The sequence below is a fragment of the Fictibacillus halophilus genome (genome assembly GCF_016401385.1).
Lineage (GTDB): Bacteria > Bacillota > Bacilli > Bacillales > Fictibacillaceae > Fictibacillus > Fictibacillus halophilus.
This window is the reverse complement of record NZ_JAEACF010000001.1, coordinates 1,945,113-1,962,596: the sequence shown is the minus strand read 5'-3', so window position 1 is coordinate 1,962,596 and position 17,484 is coordinate 1,945,113. Positions and strand designations below refer to the sequence as shown.

At 37.8% G+C, this 17,484-nt stretch carries 22 protein-coding genes and 1 tRNA gene; 18 read left to right on the top strand and 5 right to left on the bottom strand.

The window, feature by feature from the left end:
• Position 1: 1 nt before the first annotated feature.
• Positions 2–748, top strand: a complete 747-nt coding sequence (locus tag I5J82_RS10275; protein WP_233096616.1) for an HAD family hydrolase — start codon at positions 2–4, stop codon at positions 746–748.
• On the opposite strand, the gene I5J82_RS10270 is transcribed toward I5J82_RS10275, so the two are convergent.
• Positions 708–1,571: a hypothetical protein gene (locus I5J82_RS10270; protein WP_198767781.1), complete on the bottom strand. Its 864-nt coding sequence runs from the start codon at positions 1,569–1,571 to the stop codon at positions 708–710. The two genes, I5J82_RS10275 and I5J82_RS10270, sit on opposite strands and share 41 nt — an antisense overlap.
• Before the next feature lie 116 nt (positions 1,572–1,687).
• On the opposite strand from I5J82_RS10270, the gene I5J82_RS10265 reads away from it, so the two are divergent.
• The 6 genes from I5J82_RS10265 to I5J82_RS10240 all read left to right on the top strand — a co-directional run bounded on the left by I5J82_RS10265 (position 1,688) and on the right by I5J82_RS10240 (position 9,270).
• Positions 1,688–2,731, top strand: coding sequence for a M42 family metallopeptidase (locus tag I5J82_RS10265; RefSeq protein ID WP_233096456.1), 1,044 nt, complete (start codon positions 1,688–1,690; stop codon positions 2,729–2,731).
• Between the two features lie 154 nt (positions 2,732–2,885).
• A complete protein-coding gene (locus tag I5J82_RS10260) occupies positions 2,886–4,349 on the top strand; it encodes a spore germination protein (protein ID WP_408610397.1) in 1,464 nt (487 codons plus the stop codon).
• Between the two features lie 106 nt (positions 4,350–4,455).
• Complete coding sequence (locus tag I5J82_RS10255) at positions 4,456–4,647, top strand: YqgQ family protein (RefSeq protein WP_198767779.1); 192 nt, start codon at positions 4,456–4,458, stop codon at positions 4,645–4,647.
• Between the two features lie 13 nt (positions 4,648–4,660).
• Complete coding sequence (locus I5J82_RS10250; protein ID WP_198767778.1) at positions 4,661–5,620, top strand: ROK family glucokinase; 960 nt, start codon at positions 4,661–4,663, stop codon at positions 5,618–5,620.
• A gap of 443 nt (positions 5,621–6,063) precedes the next feature.
• The gene (locus I5J82_RS10245) at positions 6,064–7,977 is read left to right on the top strand and encodes an LTA synthase family protein (protein ID WP_233096455.1); all 1,914 of its coding nucleotides are present in this window, start codon (positions 6,064–6,066) and stop codon (positions 7,975–7,977) included.
• 99 nt (positions 7,978–8,076) lie between these two features.
• Positions 8,077–9,270 (top strand): M14 family metallopeptidase, encoded by a 1,194-nt coding sequence (locus I5J82_RS10240; RefSeq protein WP_198767777.1) that lies wholly within the window; start codon positions 8,077–8,079, stop codon positions 9,268–9,270.
• Positions 9,271–9,380: 110 nt separating this feature from the next.
• Here the strand turns inward: I5J82_RS10240 and I5J82_RS10235 are convergent, their stop codons facing one another.
• Positions 9,381–9,566, bottom strand: coding sequence for a DUF2759 domain-containing protein (locus tag I5J82_RS10235; protein WP_066242324.1), 186 nt, complete (start codon positions 9,564–9,566; stop codon positions 9,381–9,383).
• Between the two features lie 92 nt (positions 9,567–9,658).
• Positions 9,659–10,087, bottom strand: coding sequence for a hypothetical protein (locus I5J82_RS10230; RefSeq protein ID WP_198767776.1), 429 nt, complete (start codon positions 10,085–10,087; stop codon positions 9,659–9,661).
• A 72-nt stretch (positions 10,088–10,159) separates the two neighbouring features.
• Between I5J82_RS10230 and I5J82_RS10225 the strand changes: the two genes are divergently transcribed.
• Together I5J82_RS10225 and I5J82_RS10220 are read left to right on the top strand one after the other, a co-directional pair.
• Entirely contained in the window at positions 10,160–10,792 is a 633-nt protein-coding gene (locus I5J82_RS10225) for an MBL fold metallo-hydrolase (RefSeq protein WP_198767775.1), read from the top strand.
• A 2-nt stretch (positions 10,793–10,794) separates the two neighbouring features.
• Positions 10,795–11,880, top strand: coding sequence for an SAM-dependent methyltransferase (locus I5J82_RS10220; RefSeq protein WP_198767774.1), 1,086 nt, complete (start codon positions 10,795–10,797; stop codon positions 11,878–11,880).
• 35 nt (positions 11,881–11,915) lie between these two features.
• Here the strand turns inward: I5J82_RS10220 and I5J82_RS10215 are convergent, their stop codons facing one another.
• Positions 11,916–12,164: a DUF2626 domain-containing protein gene (locus I5J82_RS10215; protein ID WP_066242314.1), complete on the bottom strand. Its 249-nt coding sequence runs from the start codon at positions 12,162–12,164 to the stop codon at positions 11,916–11,918.
• 185 nt (positions 12,165–12,349) lie between these two features.
• On the opposite strand from I5J82_RS10215, the gene I5J82_RS10210 reads away from it, so the two are divergent.
• The gene (locus I5J82_RS10210; protein WP_198767773.1) at positions 12,350–12,739 is read left to right on the top strand and encodes a Spx/MgsR family RNA polymerase-binding regulatory protein; all 390 of its coding nucleotides are present in this window, start codon (positions 12,350–12,352) and stop codon (positions 12,737–12,739) included.
• 38 nt (positions 12,740–12,777) lie between these two features.
• On the opposite strand, the gene I5J82_RS10205 is transcribed toward I5J82_RS10210, so the two are convergent.
• Positions 12,778–12,852: transfer RNA gene (locus I5J82_RS10205), tRNA-Gln, on the bottom strand.
• A gap of 123 nt (positions 12,853–12,975) precedes the next feature.
• Between I5J82_RS10205 and comGA the strand changes: the two genes are divergently transcribed.
• Genes comGA through I5J82_RS10165 form a run of 8 tightly spaced genes read left to right on the top strand, consistent with a single transcriptional unit; the run spans position 12,976 to position 17,461 of the window.
• Complete coding sequence (gene comGA, locus I5J82_RS10200; protein ID WP_198767772.1) at positions 12,976–14,082, top strand: competence type IV pilus ATPase ComGA; 1,107 nt, start codon at positions 12,976–12,978, stop codon at positions 14,080–14,082.
• Entirely contained in the window at positions 14,033–15,064 is a 1,032-nt protein-coding gene (gene comGB / locus I5J82_RS10195) for a competence type IV pilus assembly protein ComGB (RefSeq protein WP_198767771.1), read from the top strand. The genes comGA and comGB overlap by 50 nt, the downstream gene beginning before the upstream one ends.
• 11 nt (positions 15,065–15,075) lie before the next feature.
• Positions 15,076–15,378 (top strand): competence type IV pilus major pilin ComGC, encoded by a 303-nt coding sequence (comGC, locus tag I5J82_RS10190; protein ID WP_198767770.1) that lies wholly within the window; start codon positions 15,076–15,078, stop codon positions 15,376–15,378.
• Positions 15,375–15,833: a competence type IV pilus minor pilin ComGD gene (gene comGD, locus I5J82_RS10185; protein ID WP_198767769.1), complete on the top strand. Its 459-nt coding sequence runs from the start codon at positions 15,375–15,377 to the stop codon at positions 15,831–15,833. Before comGC ends, comGD begins: the two co-directional genes overlap by 4 nt.
• Positions 15,820–16,149, top strand: a complete 330-nt coding sequence (locus I5J82_RS10180; RefSeq protein WP_198767768.1) for a type II secretion system protein — start codon at positions 15,820–15,822, stop codon at positions 16,147–16,149. The genes comGD and I5J82_RS10180 overlap by 14 nt, the downstream gene beginning before the upstream one ends.
• A complete protein-coding gene (locus I5J82_RS20350; RefSeq protein WP_198767767.1) occupies positions 16,133–16,573 on the top strand; it encodes a competence type IV pilus minor pilin ComGF in 441 nt (146 codons plus the stop codon). Before I5J82_RS10180 ends, I5J82_RS20350 begins: the two co-directional genes overlap by 17 nt.
• Positions 16,566–16,940: a competence type IV pilus minor pilin ComGG gene (gene comGG / locus I5J82_RS10170; protein ID WP_198767766.1), complete on the top strand. Its 375-nt coding sequence runs from the start codon at positions 16,566–16,568 to the stop codon at positions 16,938–16,940. Before I5J82_RS20350 ends, comGG begins: the two co-directional genes overlap by 8 nt.
• Positions 16,941–16,942: 2 nt before the next feature.
• Positions 16,943–17,461, top strand: coding sequence for a shikimate kinase (locus tag I5J82_RS10165; protein ID WP_198767765.1), 519 nt, complete (start codon positions 16,943–16,945; stop codon positions 17,459–17,461).
• The last annotated feature ends 23 nt before the right edge of the window (positions 17,462–17,484 follow it).

Genomic DNA, 17,484 nt, shown 5'->3' with positions numbered 1-17,484 from the left:
CATGCAATCGGAAAAAACAGCATTCTTCTTCGATCTAGACAATACGCTGTTTGATTATGAAGCCTCCTTTAAGAAGGCTTCTTTATTTGCATTTCGTTCCATCGTCTCTTCAGATGAGATAAATATGAATGTAGAAGGTAAATGGTTTTCTTGCTATAAAACGTTTTGTGATTTTTATTGGCAGGCTTATGAAAAAGGATGGATCAACCGAAAAGAATATCAAAGGAACCGCCTATTATCTTCATTACGCGCAATAGGACTAAGAAATTTTAGTAACCAAGAAATCGAGAGGTATCAACAGCTTTTTGAAGAGAATGTACATCTATTTGTGCAACCCTACTCATGGGTAAGAGATATCTTTGAGTTGCTAAATCGATATGAAATTACGCACGGTATCATCTCCAATGGAGAGGCTGCCGTTCAGAGAAACAAGATAAAACATCTACAACTAGCTATTCCTGAGGAACATATATATATTTCATCGGAAATAAAAGTGGCTAAGCCTAGTCCGGAGATCTTCCATCTTGTAAAAAGGAATACAGATGGTAGTGACTTTTACTATATTGGTGATTCTTATTCTTTAGATATGGTTCCAGCGATCCATGCTCTTTGGACAGCTATATGGTGGAATCCGTTGAAGCATTCTGTAACGAATGACAAACGTCCTCATCATACCTGTTACTCTAGCCGTGCATTAATAGAAGTCATCACGAGATATATTGAATCAGCTGGATGTTCTCTCCATTAGTTGTTTGAAAGAGAACGAATAAATATTTTTTGTCTTTGCTGATCAAGATGAAAGGCATCGAACTTCCGATTGGACTTACTCTCTGTCCATTTTTGGTCGTGATTCCTACAAAGTAATTCTTGTATAATCCTTCCCAAAGCTTCCCGATAATTTCCTGACTTTTGGATGAAGAGAACCCGGGTAGTGGTTTTCTGTTATAATCCGTTAACGACTCTAATGAGATCACGTAATATTCGTTTATGTCAATCTGATAGAAGTTTGTTGTTTGAGTAAGTGTTTGCTGTAAGTATTTATTCGTTTTTTCATCCAGATCATTTTTAGCTTTCCGTTCCGTGTTATCCTTAGGAATCTTAAAACTTGAAAAGGATTGACCTAGTTTTGCTGCATATAGATAATCATTACTCATTCTCTGTACAGAACGATATTTCTCTTCGCTAAGATGGATCTCTCCTTGATGATAGGAGATGGCCTCCCATAGCCCCGGTATCGAACTTATAACATCTTTTTCAAGGTCAATTTCAACAGCAGATGTTTTCCACTCTGTCATCTTGTTGTTAAGCCTTCCGTTCTCATAAATCATTGCAATATCTTGCCTCAAATAAACACGTTCAGAAGTCTCAGAGTTCACTTTCCAAAGCAAGTCATAACTTGAAGAGTTCCCGTTTAGGAAAGATAGATTCGTATCTGCTTCCTTAAAAGAAAATGCATTGTCTAACGGAAAGAATGTAATGCTTTCACGTGCTTCTTTTTTGACAAACGGCTGGTAGATGATACCTATTACAAGTATAATAATTAACAGATAAATTGAAATTCTCCACTTCATACAAATCAGCCTCCCTTTCGGACAACTTGTTCCTAAATTCTATGCATCCCTGTCCAAATTAGAAGGCTCGAGTTCAAGAAAACGTATGAAGGGGTTAAAAGAGAGGGGTTAGACGATTGGAAATACGAACAGAAGAGATCGTAAGTTATATTAAAGAACTCGTACATATCCCAAGCCCGTCTGGGAATACAGAAGCCGCAATCGAGTTTATGAAATCATTCTTTGAAGAAAATCAGGTATCATTCAAAACTTCGAACAAAGGTGCTGTCATCGCTACCATTCCGGGTGAAAATGATTCAAAACATCGCCTGTTGACAGCACATGTAGATACTTTAGGTGCTATGGTGAAAGAGATCAAAAGCGATGGCCGTCTAAAATTAGACTTAATCGGTGGATTTTATTGGAATACGATAGAAGGAGAATATTGTTCTATACACACAAACTCAGGAAAAACGTTTAGTGGCACGATCATGATGCATCAAACAGCTGCTCATGTATACAAAGGAATGAATGAATTAAAACGTGATCAGAAGAACATGGTTGTTCGAGTAGATGAAGAGTTTCATTCTAAGAAAGATGTTGAAGAGGCGGGAATCTCAATAGGAGATTTTGTTTCTTTCTATCCTAGATTTGAGCAATTGGATAGTGGATTTGTGAAGTCGCGTCATCTAGATGACAAAGCAAGCGTTGCAATCTTAATGCATGTGATTAAACAAATTAAGACCCACTCAATCAAGCTGCCATACACGACTCACTTTTTAATTAGTAACAATGAAGAGATTGGATATGGTGGTAATTCGAACATACCAATCGAAACAGTCGAGTATTTAGCGGTTGACATGGGAGCAATCGGTGATGGTCAGTCAACAGATGAGTTTACAGTAAGTATCTGTGCAAAAGACTCTGGGGGTCCTTACCATTATGGTTTAAGAAAACATCTTGTAGCCCTAGCTGAAAAACAAAATATTGGATATAAAGTGGATATCTATCCTTACTATGGTTCAGATGCTACAGCTGCTATTCGTGCTGGTGCAGATATCGTGCATGGTCTGATCGGACCTGGAATTGATGCATCTCATGCTTTTGAACGTACACATATCAAGTCTTTAAAAAATACAGCAGAACTTATTCACGCCTATTTAAAGTCTCCACTTGTATAGCCTAAAAGCTCCTTAGCATAGCTAAGGGGTTTTCTTTTTCTATACGATCATTGAATCTGTTGGATTTATGAGACATTTAGAATAATCGTTGTTGACCAAGGTATGAAACATGAAAAGAAAGTGAAGGATGATAGGCAGAGGAGTGATGAAAAAAATGTCATATCTGCCAAAAAAACAACCTCTTTCACCAAATTTTAATGAAAACGTTCAGTATATGAAAGATCAACTAGGCGTCGATATAAGTTTTGATTGTATTCATCTTGATTTAGAATATGCCGGAAGAAGAATGGCCTTATTTATGGTAGATGGATTCGTTAAAGATGATATTCTTCATTATTTAATGAAGTTACTAGCCGATCTCGAGCCAGGTCAATTAGATCCGGATCCACTTGTAAAGTTGATGAAGACGTATCTGCCCTATATAGAAATCTCTACGTCAGATGATTTGAACCAAGGAATCGATTGGGTTTTAAGTGGTCCCACAGTTCTGCTCGTTGAGGGAGTTTCTGAAATCCTTCAAATCGATGCAAGAACATACCCGGTTCGAGGACCTGAAGAACCGGATGTTGAGCGCGTTGTTAGAGGAGCAAGAGATGGTTTTGTCGAAACAATCGTGTTCAATACCGCACTCACGAGAAGAAGAGTTCGTGATCGTTCACTTCGTATGGAGTACATGAGTATAGGCAGGCGATCGAAGACTGACGTATGTATTTCTTATATTGAAGATATTGCAGATCCGCATATCGTGGAACGAATTAAGGAATCATTGAAAAAAATTGATACGGATGGACTTCCGATGGGTGAGAAAACAGTCGAAGAATTTATCTGTGGCCGGCACCTCAATCCTTATCCGTTAGTGAGGTATACAGAACGTCCTGATACAGCAGCGGTTCATTTATTTGAAGGACATGTTTTAGTTTATGTAGATGGATCACCGTCTGTCTTGATCACACCAACCACTTTTTGGCATCATCTCCAGCATGCAGAAGAATACAGGCAGAAACCGGTCGTTGGTGCTTATTTAAGGTTTGTGCGATTTTTAGCTGTGTGGATATCGATCTTTTTATTGCCATTATGGTACCTGTTTTCCGTACAGAAAGAACTTCTACCAGTGAATTTATCCTTCATAGGTCCTGAAGAGATAGGTGTCGTCCCATTGTTTTTGCAGTTTGTGATCATCGAACTAGGTATGGATATGCTCAGAATGGCTACGATTCATACGCCTACATCTGTTTCAACCGGACTAGGATTGGTCTCAGCGATTGTGGTCGGACAAGTAGCGATTGAAGCTGGTTTATTTGTAAATGAAGTAGTGCTCTATATTGCTGTAGCTGCAATTGGAACATTTGCTACTCCAACGTATGAGCTTAGTCTAGCAAATCGGTTATTAAGACTTTCTTTATTAGGTTTAACTGCACTGTTAGGTGTACCAGGATATATAGTAGGCTTTACATTAGCCGTATTATTCTTTGTGTCGTTCAAGTCCTTCCATATACCTTATCTCTGGCCTTTCATTCCTTTTAATCCAAAGGCGATCCGAGATGTGATCTTAAGGATTCCAATGCCATTAAAGAACAGAAGGCCAATCGTATTGCACCCAAAAGACCCCGACCGTTAAAGTTTAAGACAGCTGACCTTTTTCAGCTGTCTTTTTGTATGTAAATTCTGTGCAAAGGCTTGCATTTTTCCCTATACTATTTGTTATAATGACAAAGGTGATTATAATGAAAACAATGTATGATGTTCAACAGCTATTAAAAAGGTTTGGAACCTTTATATATACAGGAAACAAGATAGCTGATTTAGAATTGATTCAAGACGAAGTTAGAGAACTCTATGAACAAAAACTCATTGATGTAAACGAATTCAAGAATGCAATCATCATTATTCGCGCAGCACACAATAAATTACAATAGAGGATGAGACAAGATGGAGAAATGGTTAGTTGGTGTTGATTTAGGTGGAACGACAATTAAAATCGCTTTTGTAACGTTAGACGGTCATATTGTAGAGAAATGGGAGATCCCTACAAACATTAGCGAAGACGGAAAGCATATCGTTACGGATATTACTGAATCCATTAATTTAAAGCTAAAAGATTTATCAGAACCAAAAGAAAAGCTTGAAGCAATTGGAATGGGCGCACCAGGTTTCATCGATATGAAAACAGGATTCATCTACCATGCCGTTAACATCGGTTGGAGAGATTACCCGTTAAAAGAAGAGCTAGAAAAAGCAACAGGTCTTTCTGTCATCGTTGATAACGATGCTAACATCGCCGCGATCGGAGAAATGTGGCGTGGTGCAGGTGATGGTGAAGGTAACTTATTGATGGTTACATTAGGTACTGGAGTAGGTGGCGGAATTATCGTAAATGGACATATTATGCATGGAACAAACGGTATGGCTGGGGAGATCGGCCATATTACGGCTATACCAGATGGTGGAGCTCCATGTAACTGTGGTCGTACCGGCTGCATTGAAACGATCGCTTCTGCAACAGGTATCTCACGAATTTCAAAAGAAAAAGCTCTTCATGACACATCTTCGTCTCTTAATGCAATATTAAAAGAAAATGGTGTGATAAAAGCTAAAGATGTTGTTGAAGCTGTTGAAATGGGAGATCAAGTAGCAATTGATACGTTGGAAGAAGTGACATTCCATTTAGGATTAGTGATAGCAAACCTTGCAAACAGCATTAATCCAGGGAAGATCGTAATCGGTGGAGGAGTCTCTAAAGCAGGTCATACCCTAATGGAACGTTTAGAACAGAAATTTAAACACTTTGCACTTCCGAGAGTTGCTGAGGGTGCTGAAATGAAAGTGGCTACGTTAGGCAACGACGCTGGTGTAATCGGAGGAGCTTGGTTAGCGAAACACAACCGCTAATAATAAGTTCTGGATGTGTAGCTGTGGCAGTGTAGGTAATAGGAAGGAACTTTTCTCTTCACAGAGCTTTGTAAACATTAGTTTAAATATATTTGAGGAAATTAAGAATTGCGAATCGCTTCTCGGCGGTTCGTTTTCATTTTTTTTTTGAAACTTTTTTGAGTCAAGTTCGTCTAATGGTTTATGGATTTAAAAAAGGGGTAAAACTAATATAGTTTTGTTGTCCTATTTGTCAGAATCTTGAAATAGTACGTTAGGGTATTGAATTCTTGTGTGAAACCATTTAATATACTCTTTATGTAATCCTTTGATTAAGGTTTTGTAAATATGTAAAGGATGAATTTACATTCTTGATCAATGCTTACCGGATGCAATGAGAGTTCAGTTAAAAGGAATAAAAATGAAAACGAGAGTTCTTTTTGATTGAGGAGGTCAGAGAACATATGAAAGAAAAAATGAAACAAGCTTTTGCTGAATATAGATTTTTCTTTATAGCAATTGCTTTATTGTGGATTAAAACATTTATCATTTATAAAACGGCATTTGAACTGCCGATGGACAACAAAGTTCAAGAGTTAATTCTGTTTATTAACCCGATTAGTTCCATCGTTCTTTTCCTAGGTATAACACTTTACTTCAAGGGAAGAACGCACAGAAGAATGATCGTGGCAGTCAGTGCGATCATGAGTTTTGTTATGTATGCCAATATGGTGTTCTATCGTTTCTTTAATGACTTTATTACCATTCCAGTTTTGTTTCAAACAAGCAACATGGGTGACTTAGGTAATAGCGTATTTGAATTGATTCAACCTACTGATTTATTGGTATTCATTGATATCGTTATTTTGGCTTATTTTATGAGACGAGCTGATTACCGTCCTGCACGTGCTTCACGCAAGCAGATCACGATTACTTTTGCTGCTGCAATTGTATTATTTATTGTTAATGTTGGTATCGCAGAAACTGAAAGACCGCAATTGTTAACACGTACTTTTGACCGTGAAATGTTGATTAAAAACATCGGTTCATATAATTATCACATCTATGATTCCATCATTCAATCTAAAGCAAAAGCACAGCGTGCATTTGCTGATGGAAGTGAGATTACAGATGTTGAGAACTACTCACGTGCAAATTATAAAGAACCAAATCCTGAAATGTTTGGAAAAGCGAAAGGTAAGAACGTTTTCGTTATTTCAGTTGAATCAACACAAAACTTTGTTATAAATGAGTCGGTAAACGGTAAAGAGATCACGCCGTTTATGAATGATCTAATCAAAGACAGTTATTACTTCCCTAACTTCTATCACCAAACAGGGCAAGGTAAAACGTCTGATTCAGAGTTTTTATTAGATAACTCTTTATACCCACTTCCAAGTGGAGCGGTTTTCTTTACTCATTCTCAGAACCAATACAATGCAACACCAGAAATTTTAAAAGAGCAAGGTTACTATTCATCCGTACAGCATGCTAATAACAAAAGTTTCTGGAACCGTGATATCATGTATGATAATTTCGGTTACGACCGTTATTACTCATTAAAAGATTTCGAGGTAACACCTGAGAACTCAATTGGATGGGGCTTAAAGGATAAAGATTTCTTTAAACAATCCATTCCACATCTAAAAGAGATGCAAGCGATGAACAAACCGTTCTATACGAAATATATTACGTTAACGAATCACTTCCCGTTTACGTTAGAAGAGGAAGATGAGACGATTCCAGAATGGACGTCTAGCGATGGAACAGTTAACCGTTACTTTACAACCGTTCGCTATACAGACGAAGCTTTAAAAGAGTTTTTCGATGATGTTAAAGAAGCAGGTCTTTATGAAGATTCAATCTTTATCATGTATGGTGACCATTATGGGATTTCCGAAAACCATAATGATGCGATGGGGCAATTCTTAGGAAAAGAAATTACTCCTTTTGAATCTACTCAATTGCAAAAAGTACCTTTAATCATTCATATGCCAGGTGAAAAAGGAAAGACGATGGAAACAGTCGGTGGACAGATCGACCTTAAACCAACGATTCTTCACTTGTTAGGTATTGATACAAAAGGTGACATTCAGCTTGGCTCTGATTTATTCTCTAAAGACAGAGAAGATTTTGCTGTACTTCGTGATAATTCTTATATCACTAAAGATAATGTGTTCACAGACGGCAAGTGTTATGACAAAGCAACGGGTGAACCTGTTGAAGGTGAGAACAATGCTTGTGAGCCATACAGTGAACGCGCTAAGACTGAACTTGATATGTCAGATCGTATCATTTATGGAGATCTTTTAAGATTCTACGATAAAGATAAAGCAAAAGATAAAGCTGTTAAGCAAGAAGAAAAGCAAAAACAGTAAAAATAGAAGCACTCAACTTCGGTTGAGTGCTTTTTTTCTGCATAACTGCTTTGTGCAAACATACACCTTTAAGAGGAAGGTTTAAAGGGAGGGCTATGTTTGGAAATTGTCATGCGTAACGGCGATTCTTTTTGGTATTACTCACGTCTATTATCTATCCCTTACGTGTTGATTAAGGACTCTAATCCTAACGTAACAGCAACGAATATGCATGCAGGGGAGAGCATAGAGATTCCTGGAATGTTCTTAGAAAAATACAAGATTAAAAATGGTGACACGTTTTTTACAATAGCAGATAAATTTGATATTCCTCTTGATGCCTTATATCTAGTTAACCCTACAATAAAACCGAAGGAAATATTTACGAAGGACATTATCAATATTCCTAGAGTGTTGCCGTATCCATCTATCAAATGTCAGAGAAAATATGATACTGCTGCACTAAAATATGATTTGGATAAACTTCTTAACGTATATCCATTCATTAGAAAACAGGAAATTGGTAAATCTGTTCTCGGCAAACCTATAGATATGCTTATAATTGGAAATGGAAAAAAGAAAGTGCACATCAATGGTTCGTTTCATGGAAACGAATGGATTACTTCAGGGGTCCTGATGAAGTTTATTAATGAGTATGCAGCTGCACTTTCAGCGGATAAAATTTTGAATGGATATAAAGCTGCGGACTTATATAGGGATACTACACTTTACGCCGTACCAATGGTCGACCCAGATGGAGTCGATCTCGTTTTGAATGGTCCTCCTGAAGATTCTGAGTGGAAAGAGCTTGTCTTAAAATTAAATAAAGGAAGCAAAGATTTCTCAGGATGGAAAGCGAATATTCGCGGGGTAGACCTTAATAATCAATTTCCTGCAAGATGGGAGCTTGAACAAGTAAGAAAACCAACTTCTCCTGCCCCACGGGATTACCCTGGTATCGCTCCATTAAGTGAACCAGAAGCAAGAGTGATGGCAGAGATTACAGAAAAGCACCTATTCGACCGAGTGGTAGCCCTTCATACACAAGGTAAAGAATTATACTGGGGTTTCGAAGGGGAAGAACCTATGCCGATATCAGGAGAGATCGCTGGTGAATTTGAGAGGGTTAGCGGGTATAAAGCGATTAGGTATGTGGATAGTTATGCGGGCTACAAAGATTGGTTTATACAAGAATACAGAAAACCTGGATTTACCATCGAACTCGGAATAGGGGTTAACCCACTTCCATTAAGACAGTTTGATACGATCTATGAAGATACAAGAGGAATTATGTTAGCAGCTCTCTACATGTAAGATAGGAGTGAGACTTCTTCTGAACTATATGCCTCACTTCAACCCCATTTATGTTATTTAAAAGAAAGAAAAAACCATCAGAAAGTGAATTCTGATGGTTTTTTGAGTTTTTAATGGCCTGTAGAGCCGCCGCTGCCTACTAAAACGTCCAGAACAGTCATGACTGTAAACCAGCCAAAAACTGCAAACGTTAAAAAGGCAAAACCTGCTGCCATTAAATTTTTAATTTTTAACGAACGCAATAGTCCCAACGCAGCTAAAATAGCTACTAAGCCGAATATAATGGCTAATCCCATTATTCTGTGCCCCCTTGCTCTGGAGTAATACCAATCCTATGTATAAGTATAACGCTTTCACACAGGTATAACCTTGTATTATTTTACTTGTTTTATTCTGGTTTGTCGAGTGCACATTGGAACAAAATGAACTCAATTGTTAGTTTATAGGCAGAAGCCCACTTTTTAACAAGAAGTTTATGTTGGCTCCCAAGGATAAAAAACCTTTGTTCTTTATCAATGATTTCTGCTATTAATTCTTCTTCTGCTTGAAGTAGAAACATCGTCTTTTCTTGCTCTTCACCTTCCTTGATATAAAAGACACATATCATATCAAGATAAAGATACGTTTGTTCTGAGTCAGATGTAAATCCATAATCCTCAAATAAAAGAGTCGTTCTTAAAGGTTTGATTGAAAGCAGAGGTATTGCTTCAAAAAGGTCTTCATCTCTATGAGAAGTAATGATCAGATCTTCTTGCTGATCATACACAGAAACAGGAGCGGGTGTATCTATATTTTCGTATCCGAAAAATACTTTCATGTGTTTCCTCCGAAATAATGTTTGTTTTAGTGTAAGATAGAAAGTAACAACTTGCAATTGGAGGCTTATATAATGAAGTGGAAAAAGTTAACGGTGGGTCCTGTACAAGAGAATACATATATTATCTACAATACTCAGAATGAAGCTATAGTCATTGATCCAGGTAGTGAAGGGAGAAAGATCATACAAGCATTAGAGTCATTAAAAGTGAAACCTTTAGCCGTATTATTAACGCATGCTCATTTTGATCATATCGGAGCGGTAGATGACGTCCGTGAAAAATATAATATTCCGTTGTATGTTCATAAAAAAGAAGCAGATTGGCTGAGTGACACAAAAAAGAACGGATCAAAATATTTTGGTCAAAGCATTACAGCGAAGCCAGCAAGTCACATCTTAACGAATCAAGACAATACATTGAAGATCGGAAGTTTTTCATTCGAGGTCCTAACGACTCCTGGTCATTCGCCGGGAAGTGTTTCGTATTATCTTAAAAGCAGTGGAGCTGTTTTTTCAGGTGATGCTTTGTTCGCAGGAAGCATCGGAAGAACAGATCTGCATGGCGGAGATCAGGAGGTACTGATTAACAGCATTCATGAAAAACTGCTTAATCTGCCAGAAGAAACGATCGTTTTATCCGGTCATGGGCCAGAAACAACAGTTGGAATGGAAATGGATTCGAATCCATTTTTAAGCGGGTTTTAATCGTGTTACTCACGAGTTTGCTGCAAAAAAGATTAGAACAATTTGAATGGATAACGATGGAAGAGTTCATGGAACATGCGCTGTATCATCCGATAGAGGGTTATTACATGAAAGAGAACACGAAGATCGGTAAAAATGGTGACTTTTATACGGCTAGCCTTGTGTCAGACGTATTTGCTAAGGTGTGGGCTGATTTATTTTTAAGAACGATAGCTGATCATAACCTTGATCCAATAGTCGTGGAGTTTGGAGGAGGAAGCGGTCATTTTGCACGACAAGTTCAAGAGAGTTGGTCTTCAAAATCAATCGAACATATTTCGTATGTTATCGTAGAACCTAGTCCTTACCATAGAAGCTTATTGGAAAGAAATTTAGCTGGTTTTCCGGTTACAGTTCTTTGTTCATTGGATGAACTGATTCAGCGTTACCCATCATTTAAAGGGCTTATTTTTGCAAATGAAGTACTTGATGCGTTTCCCCTTCGAATATTTCAGGAAAAAAATGAAGAATGGTATGAAAAAGGAGTCTCATTGCTTAGAAACAATGAAGATCTTTGTTTTCTTTATAGAAAAGTGGAGGATTCTTGTTTAGAAAAGAAATTGGATGAAATCTTTTCTTCTAGAGACAAAAAGAATGAACTTGAAGTATCCTTTTCCATGCTCACTTGGCTAAAAACCATTTATGAATGGATAGAAAAAGACTCTTGCTTATTTTTTGTCGATTACGGATTAATAGGTGAAGAGTGGAACACCATACCGTTAAAAGAAGGAAGTATAAGGGGCTATTATCGTCATCAAATACAAAACAATCCATTAGCATTTCCCGGGATGATGGATATTACGTGTCATATAGATTGGGATCAAGTGATACGGGTAGGGAAGGATTTCGGTGTTAAAACTTTACGTTTAATGAATCAAGGAGACTTCTTATTAGAAGAAGGACTTTTAACACTGTTGCAGGATACACAAAATAAGGACCCATTCTCGATAGAACATAAGAGAAACCGTGCCATACGTTCATTCCTTCTCGATCACACTTTAGCGAATGGATTTCAAATTATACAACAAAAAAAGCAGACCGTATCGTAACGGCCTGCTTTTTTGTGGCTCTTTTAGAGAACGTATTAGTGTCCGCCACCAGCGCCAGGAGTCATCATAAACGTTGACCAGTATGTAAAACCAACAAAGAAAACAGTTAAATAAGCACCAAAGATATAAATATACATACGCTCAGATAAGTTCAAATACCCTAAAGAAACGAACATAATCGTTTGTCCTAAGAACAATAACGCCATGTCTTGCATATCGCCTAGATACGCCATGACTCCGATGATTCCAGTCCAAAAGCCTAAAACCTTATACATTCTTGACATATGTATCCCCTCCTTTTTTCGCCAATACTTGTATCCTTTAGTATTATATATGAGTTTCCACTCACTTGTAAATGCCAATTGTAAGCGGATAAATACACAATTTAAAGATAATTCATGAATATTAGCTGTTTTTTGGTTTATTATGCCTCTTTTAAAGGTAATGTAAACCAAAAGGAGTGAGTCTTATGAGTTCAATAACATTTTACACATACCCAAGCTGCACCTCGTGCCGTAAAGCGAAAATGTGGCTTAAGCAAAATAAAGTATCGTTTGATGAAAGACACCTATTCAAAGAAACGCCGTCGGTTGAAGAACTTAGAGAACTATTGAAACTAACAAAGTATGGAACAGAAGATATCTTGGCTAAACGAAGTCAGTCATTCAAATCACTTGATGTTGATATTTATGATCTTTCAACCAATGAACTATTAACGCTATTGACTAAAAACCCAAAACTATTAAAACGCCCATTAGTTACAGACGGAAAACAACTCATAGCGGGATATAGTCCTGGAGATATGAAAAAATTATGTTCAACAAAAGAAAAAGAACACATTTCTAGTCATGTGTCCTGAACATAGCACTCTTTGCGTTTAAAGAGTGTTATTTTTTTTGGCTGGGCTAGCTGGATTCGAACCAACGCATGACGGAGTCAAAGTCCGTTGCCTTACCGCTTGGCTATAGCCCAATGCAACAATACTAGTATGAGCTCTGTCGAAATTTATATACATACATTTTTTGAAAAAATGCAGGAATTGTCGTTTTATGAGAGAAATGATTAACCAATAAAATAAAAGGGAGATGATACTATTTGCCGATAAAGCTATTAGGCAATACAATCCTTCATGAAGCAGCTCTTCAGAAAGCATCAGACATTCATTTTATACCGATAAAAAAAGGGGGGATCGTCCAATTCCGTATAGATGATCGGCTGATTGAACACAGAACGCTTACTGGAGAAGAGTATATCAGGGTGCTCGCTCATTTCAAATATTCCGCAAGAATGGACATTGGCGAACATCGTAAGCCTCAGAGCGGTTCTATGGACGTAATGATTAATAATGTAAATGTAAATCTTCGTTTTTCATCTATACCATCCGCGTTTAATGAATCACTCGTCATTCGATTACTTCCTCAGCAAGAAACACTAACTCTTCATGAACTATCACTTTTTCCTCATATGTTCCAAAGACTTTTATCCCTTATCAAACGATCCAGCGGTCTCTTATTGTTCTCCGGACCGACCGGATCAGGTAAAACCACTATTTTATATTCCTTACTTCATCACCTCCAAAAAAACTACAAACGACAAGTCGTAACGCTCGAAGATCCCGTGGAACGTAAAGTAGATTCGTTTCTGCAAATGGAAATCAATGAAAAAGCAGGTCTGACATACGGTGAAGGTTTCAAGTCATTATTGCGTCATGATCCCGATGTCATCATGATCGGTGAGATCAGAGATGAATCAACAGCGAGACTTGTTATTCGCGCGTCATTGACTGGACACCTCGTATTATCTACGATGCATGCTGCAGATTGTATCGGGTGTATCGAACGTCTTCGAGAATTTGGTATCCAAGAAACGGAACTGCAACAAACATTGATGGGAATTGTATCTCAGCGTCTGATCTCAATACCGTGTCCTTTTTGTGGAGACGAATGCGTTGATTTTTGTTTTAAATCTAGAACGTATAGAAGAGCTGGAATATACGAGATGCTTTGCAATCAGGAACTATTATATGCTTTAAGTAAGGTGAGTCGTAACAAGCCTACTTATAAAAATCTCTCTTTTTACTTTAACCACGCCTTTGCAGCAGGTTATGTAACAAAAGAAAGCTACGAAAGATGGATGGGAGGAGAAACAAAAATTGATAAGAAGGGGCTGGAATCGGACTTCTCAAGGGACGTTTCTTTTTAAGCTTGGTTTTTTGTTAGATCAAGGCTATTCCATTAACAAGAGCATTGAGCTCGTCAAGTCTCAGCTTCCGCAAAAACGGCGAGAAGTTGCTGATGACATGCTTGAGATCCTTGTCTCTGGAAATCCTGTTATCGATATCTTTTCGCCATTGCATTTGCCAAAAGAAATTGTAAGTTCTATAGCTATAAACAGTGCGAATGGCAACTTGACGAGAAGTCTCATGGAGAACGGAACGTTTATGAAGAAAAAAGCTGATTGGCGTGCACGTTTGAACAAATCGATTAGATATCCTCTCTTCCTGCTATTCCTTACCGTATGGATCGCGATCGTATTTTATCAATTCTTATTTCCTCAGTTTTCAATCCTGTTTTCATCACTTGAAGTCAAAACCCCGTTGTTTACTACATGGATGCTTACGTTTTTAGGAATCATGCCAGTCTTTGGAGCATGTTTCCTCGCTTTAGGCATCACTCTATGGATTGTCATCACTGTTATGAGAAAGAGGGCTAAGCCTTCTACTCAGATGGACCTACTCATGAGAATTCCAATCTTAAAAAAATTTCTTGTTTTAATGAATACACATTTCTTTAGTGTTCATTTTGGGTCGATGCTGCAAAGTGGTTTATCTGTTTCAGATGCCCTTCTTGTTATGGAGAAGCATTTAGACAAAGGTTTTTATAAGGAAGAAAGTCAGAGGCTTCAAAAAGGTCTCCTAAATGGAGCTGAACTAACTGACCTATTGCTTGCAAAGCCATATTTTACGAATGAATTAGCCGAGATTGTTCGCTTTGGTTTGGCTCATGGAGAACTTGGCAGAGAATTGATTTCTTATGGCGAATGGATCTTTAAGGAGTTGGAAGAAAAGATCTACTCATCGCTGCAAAAGATACAACCCATTCTATTCGCAGGGATTGGTGTATTTGTCTTATTAATGTTTGCCTCTATGTTATTGCCTATGTTTACACTCATGGAAGCGTTATGAGGAGGAATAATATGAAAAATGAAAAAGGATTTACTTTGATTGAGATGATGATCGTGCTTTTAATTATTTCGGTGTTAATGCTTATCGCTCTACCGAGTATGACAAAGAATAACAGTCTCGTAAAATCGTTAGGCTGTGAAGCGACCATTGATCTTGTGCAAGGGCAAGTTGGGGCCTATGAGGCAGAAAAAAACACACTGCCTACAATAGAAGAACTGAAAGATGGTGGATATATTGATACGGCAACATGCCCAGACAAAAAACCTTTGCTAATCGATAGTAAAGGAGTCGTTTCAGTGAGCAGTGAAGAGTGAACGGAGGAGCAGAGCACATAAAGAAAAGTCAATTAGGTTTTAGTTTGATAGAGATGATGATCGTTCTTTTGATCATTGCTACAATTAGTGCTGTTGCGTACCCATCTTATGATAGTTTTAGAAAAAATCGGGAGACTGAATATTTTATCCGGACTTTTCAAAAAGATATCGTGCACATGCAACAAAGAGCAGTTAATGAGAATCGAACCTATAACTTATCGATCGATAATGAAAAGCATAAATACGAAGTGCGAGGAAACGGCAGTAAAGAACCCGTAAAAAAGCACTTTCCAAAGCATATCTGGTTTGAGAGTCATTCGATGATATTATCTGTTCAATTTAACCAGAATGGAAATATCAGTCGCGCAGGGACGTTCTATATTCACTCTGCTAATGCTTCGTATAAGATGGTTTTTCAATTAGGTAAAGGTAAATTTTATGTTGCGAAACAATAAGGGCTACCTTTTGCTTGAAGCTTTGTTTAGTGTACTGTTGATTTCAGTAGTGTTTTCGATATGTTTGCCTTTCATCAATACCTCGTATCAAGAACAAAAAACCTCAGAGCAACTGCTATATGCGATGACAGAAGCGGATCATGCAGCTGCCTCAAGAAGTGTGACGACGCTTGTAACAGATGAGCGTGAGTGGATAGATGATGGAATAGTATATAAGCTAAAAACACGAAAAGGTGTGACGGATGAATACGAAACTTGTATTTCGTTCAGAGGTTCTAACCAAAAAGAGTATACAACATGTGCGAGTTCATTCTAGAATTACCGCAAACAAAAACGGCTATACGCTTGTAGAATCGATGATCGCTCTAGGCGTATTGATCGTAACTGCTTTTATGATCACACTGTTGTTAACACATTTACAAAAACAACCACAATCTATTCAGTCTGAGGAAACAGCTCTGTTTTTTTCAATGATTGGAAAAGAAATAAGAGAAGCAGCGGCTGTTGAGGTAAAGAACAACGCGTTGTTTATTACTTTATCAACCGGTGAAGTGATCAGTTTTACACGTTATCATTCTCTTATACGAAAACAAGTGGATGGGTTGGGTCACGAAGTATGGGTTCAAAATATTCAAGAGATGAAAGTAGAAGAAATTCAGGATAGTTTTGTTAACGTTACGCTGACGGATAAGGAAGGAAACGAGGCTCGTCGTGGTTTTAGGAGAATGGGTCATGAATGAGAGAGGAATGGTTTATCCTTTAATCCTAACTCTTTGCTTTATCGTCTTAATTTTCTTTAGTTTTCTAACAGAAAAAGTAGCTTCAGAACGGCGTTTTGTATACATGCAAGAAGAGCAACTCAGACAAGTTCGACTTATCCAGCAAGGTGTTGATCGAGCTGTTATATGGGTAGAGAATCTTGCAGTTTATCCATCAGAACGTATACTTAACGTTAACGAGGGACAACTAAAGGTGTTGGTTACGCAAACATCTGTTGATGAAGTAATGTTCATGATTGAAGCTGTTACCTCGCGGCAGTCTACAAAAAGGGTAAAAGTGTATTATAATGTTACCCAGAAAAGCGTTACAAAATGGGTGGAGGGTTAAATTTGAACACCATATATTTAGTCGGTTTCATGGGTTGTGGAAAAACATCTGTAGGAAGAGAGCTTTCAAAACGTCTAGAAGTTCCTCCTTATGATGTTGATTCAACAGTTGAAAAAGATCGCGGACAAACGATAAAAGAAATATTTAAAAACGAAGGGGAAGAGGCTTTTCGTAATTACGAGTCTCTTGCCATTCGTCAGCTGCCTGTACAACATGCTGTTGTTATGACGGGAGGCGGTGCGGTCGTAAGAGAAGAGAACCTAACGTACATGAAGAACAATGGGATTGTCATCTATCTAAAGACGAGTTTTCCAGTTCTTTGGGAAAGGCTGATGAAAGAAGAAGAGAGAAACAAGAGACCTATTCTATTAACTTCTTCAAAAGAAGAGGTACAGAAACTCTTTAACGAGAGAAGTTCACATTATGAAAAAAGTGATATTGAGATCGTCACAGACCAATTTACGACTGAAGAAGTATGCGCCCACATTTTAGAAAAATTAAGCCGTTTAAACCTACGTTAATTGGCCAAAACTAATCAATGAGT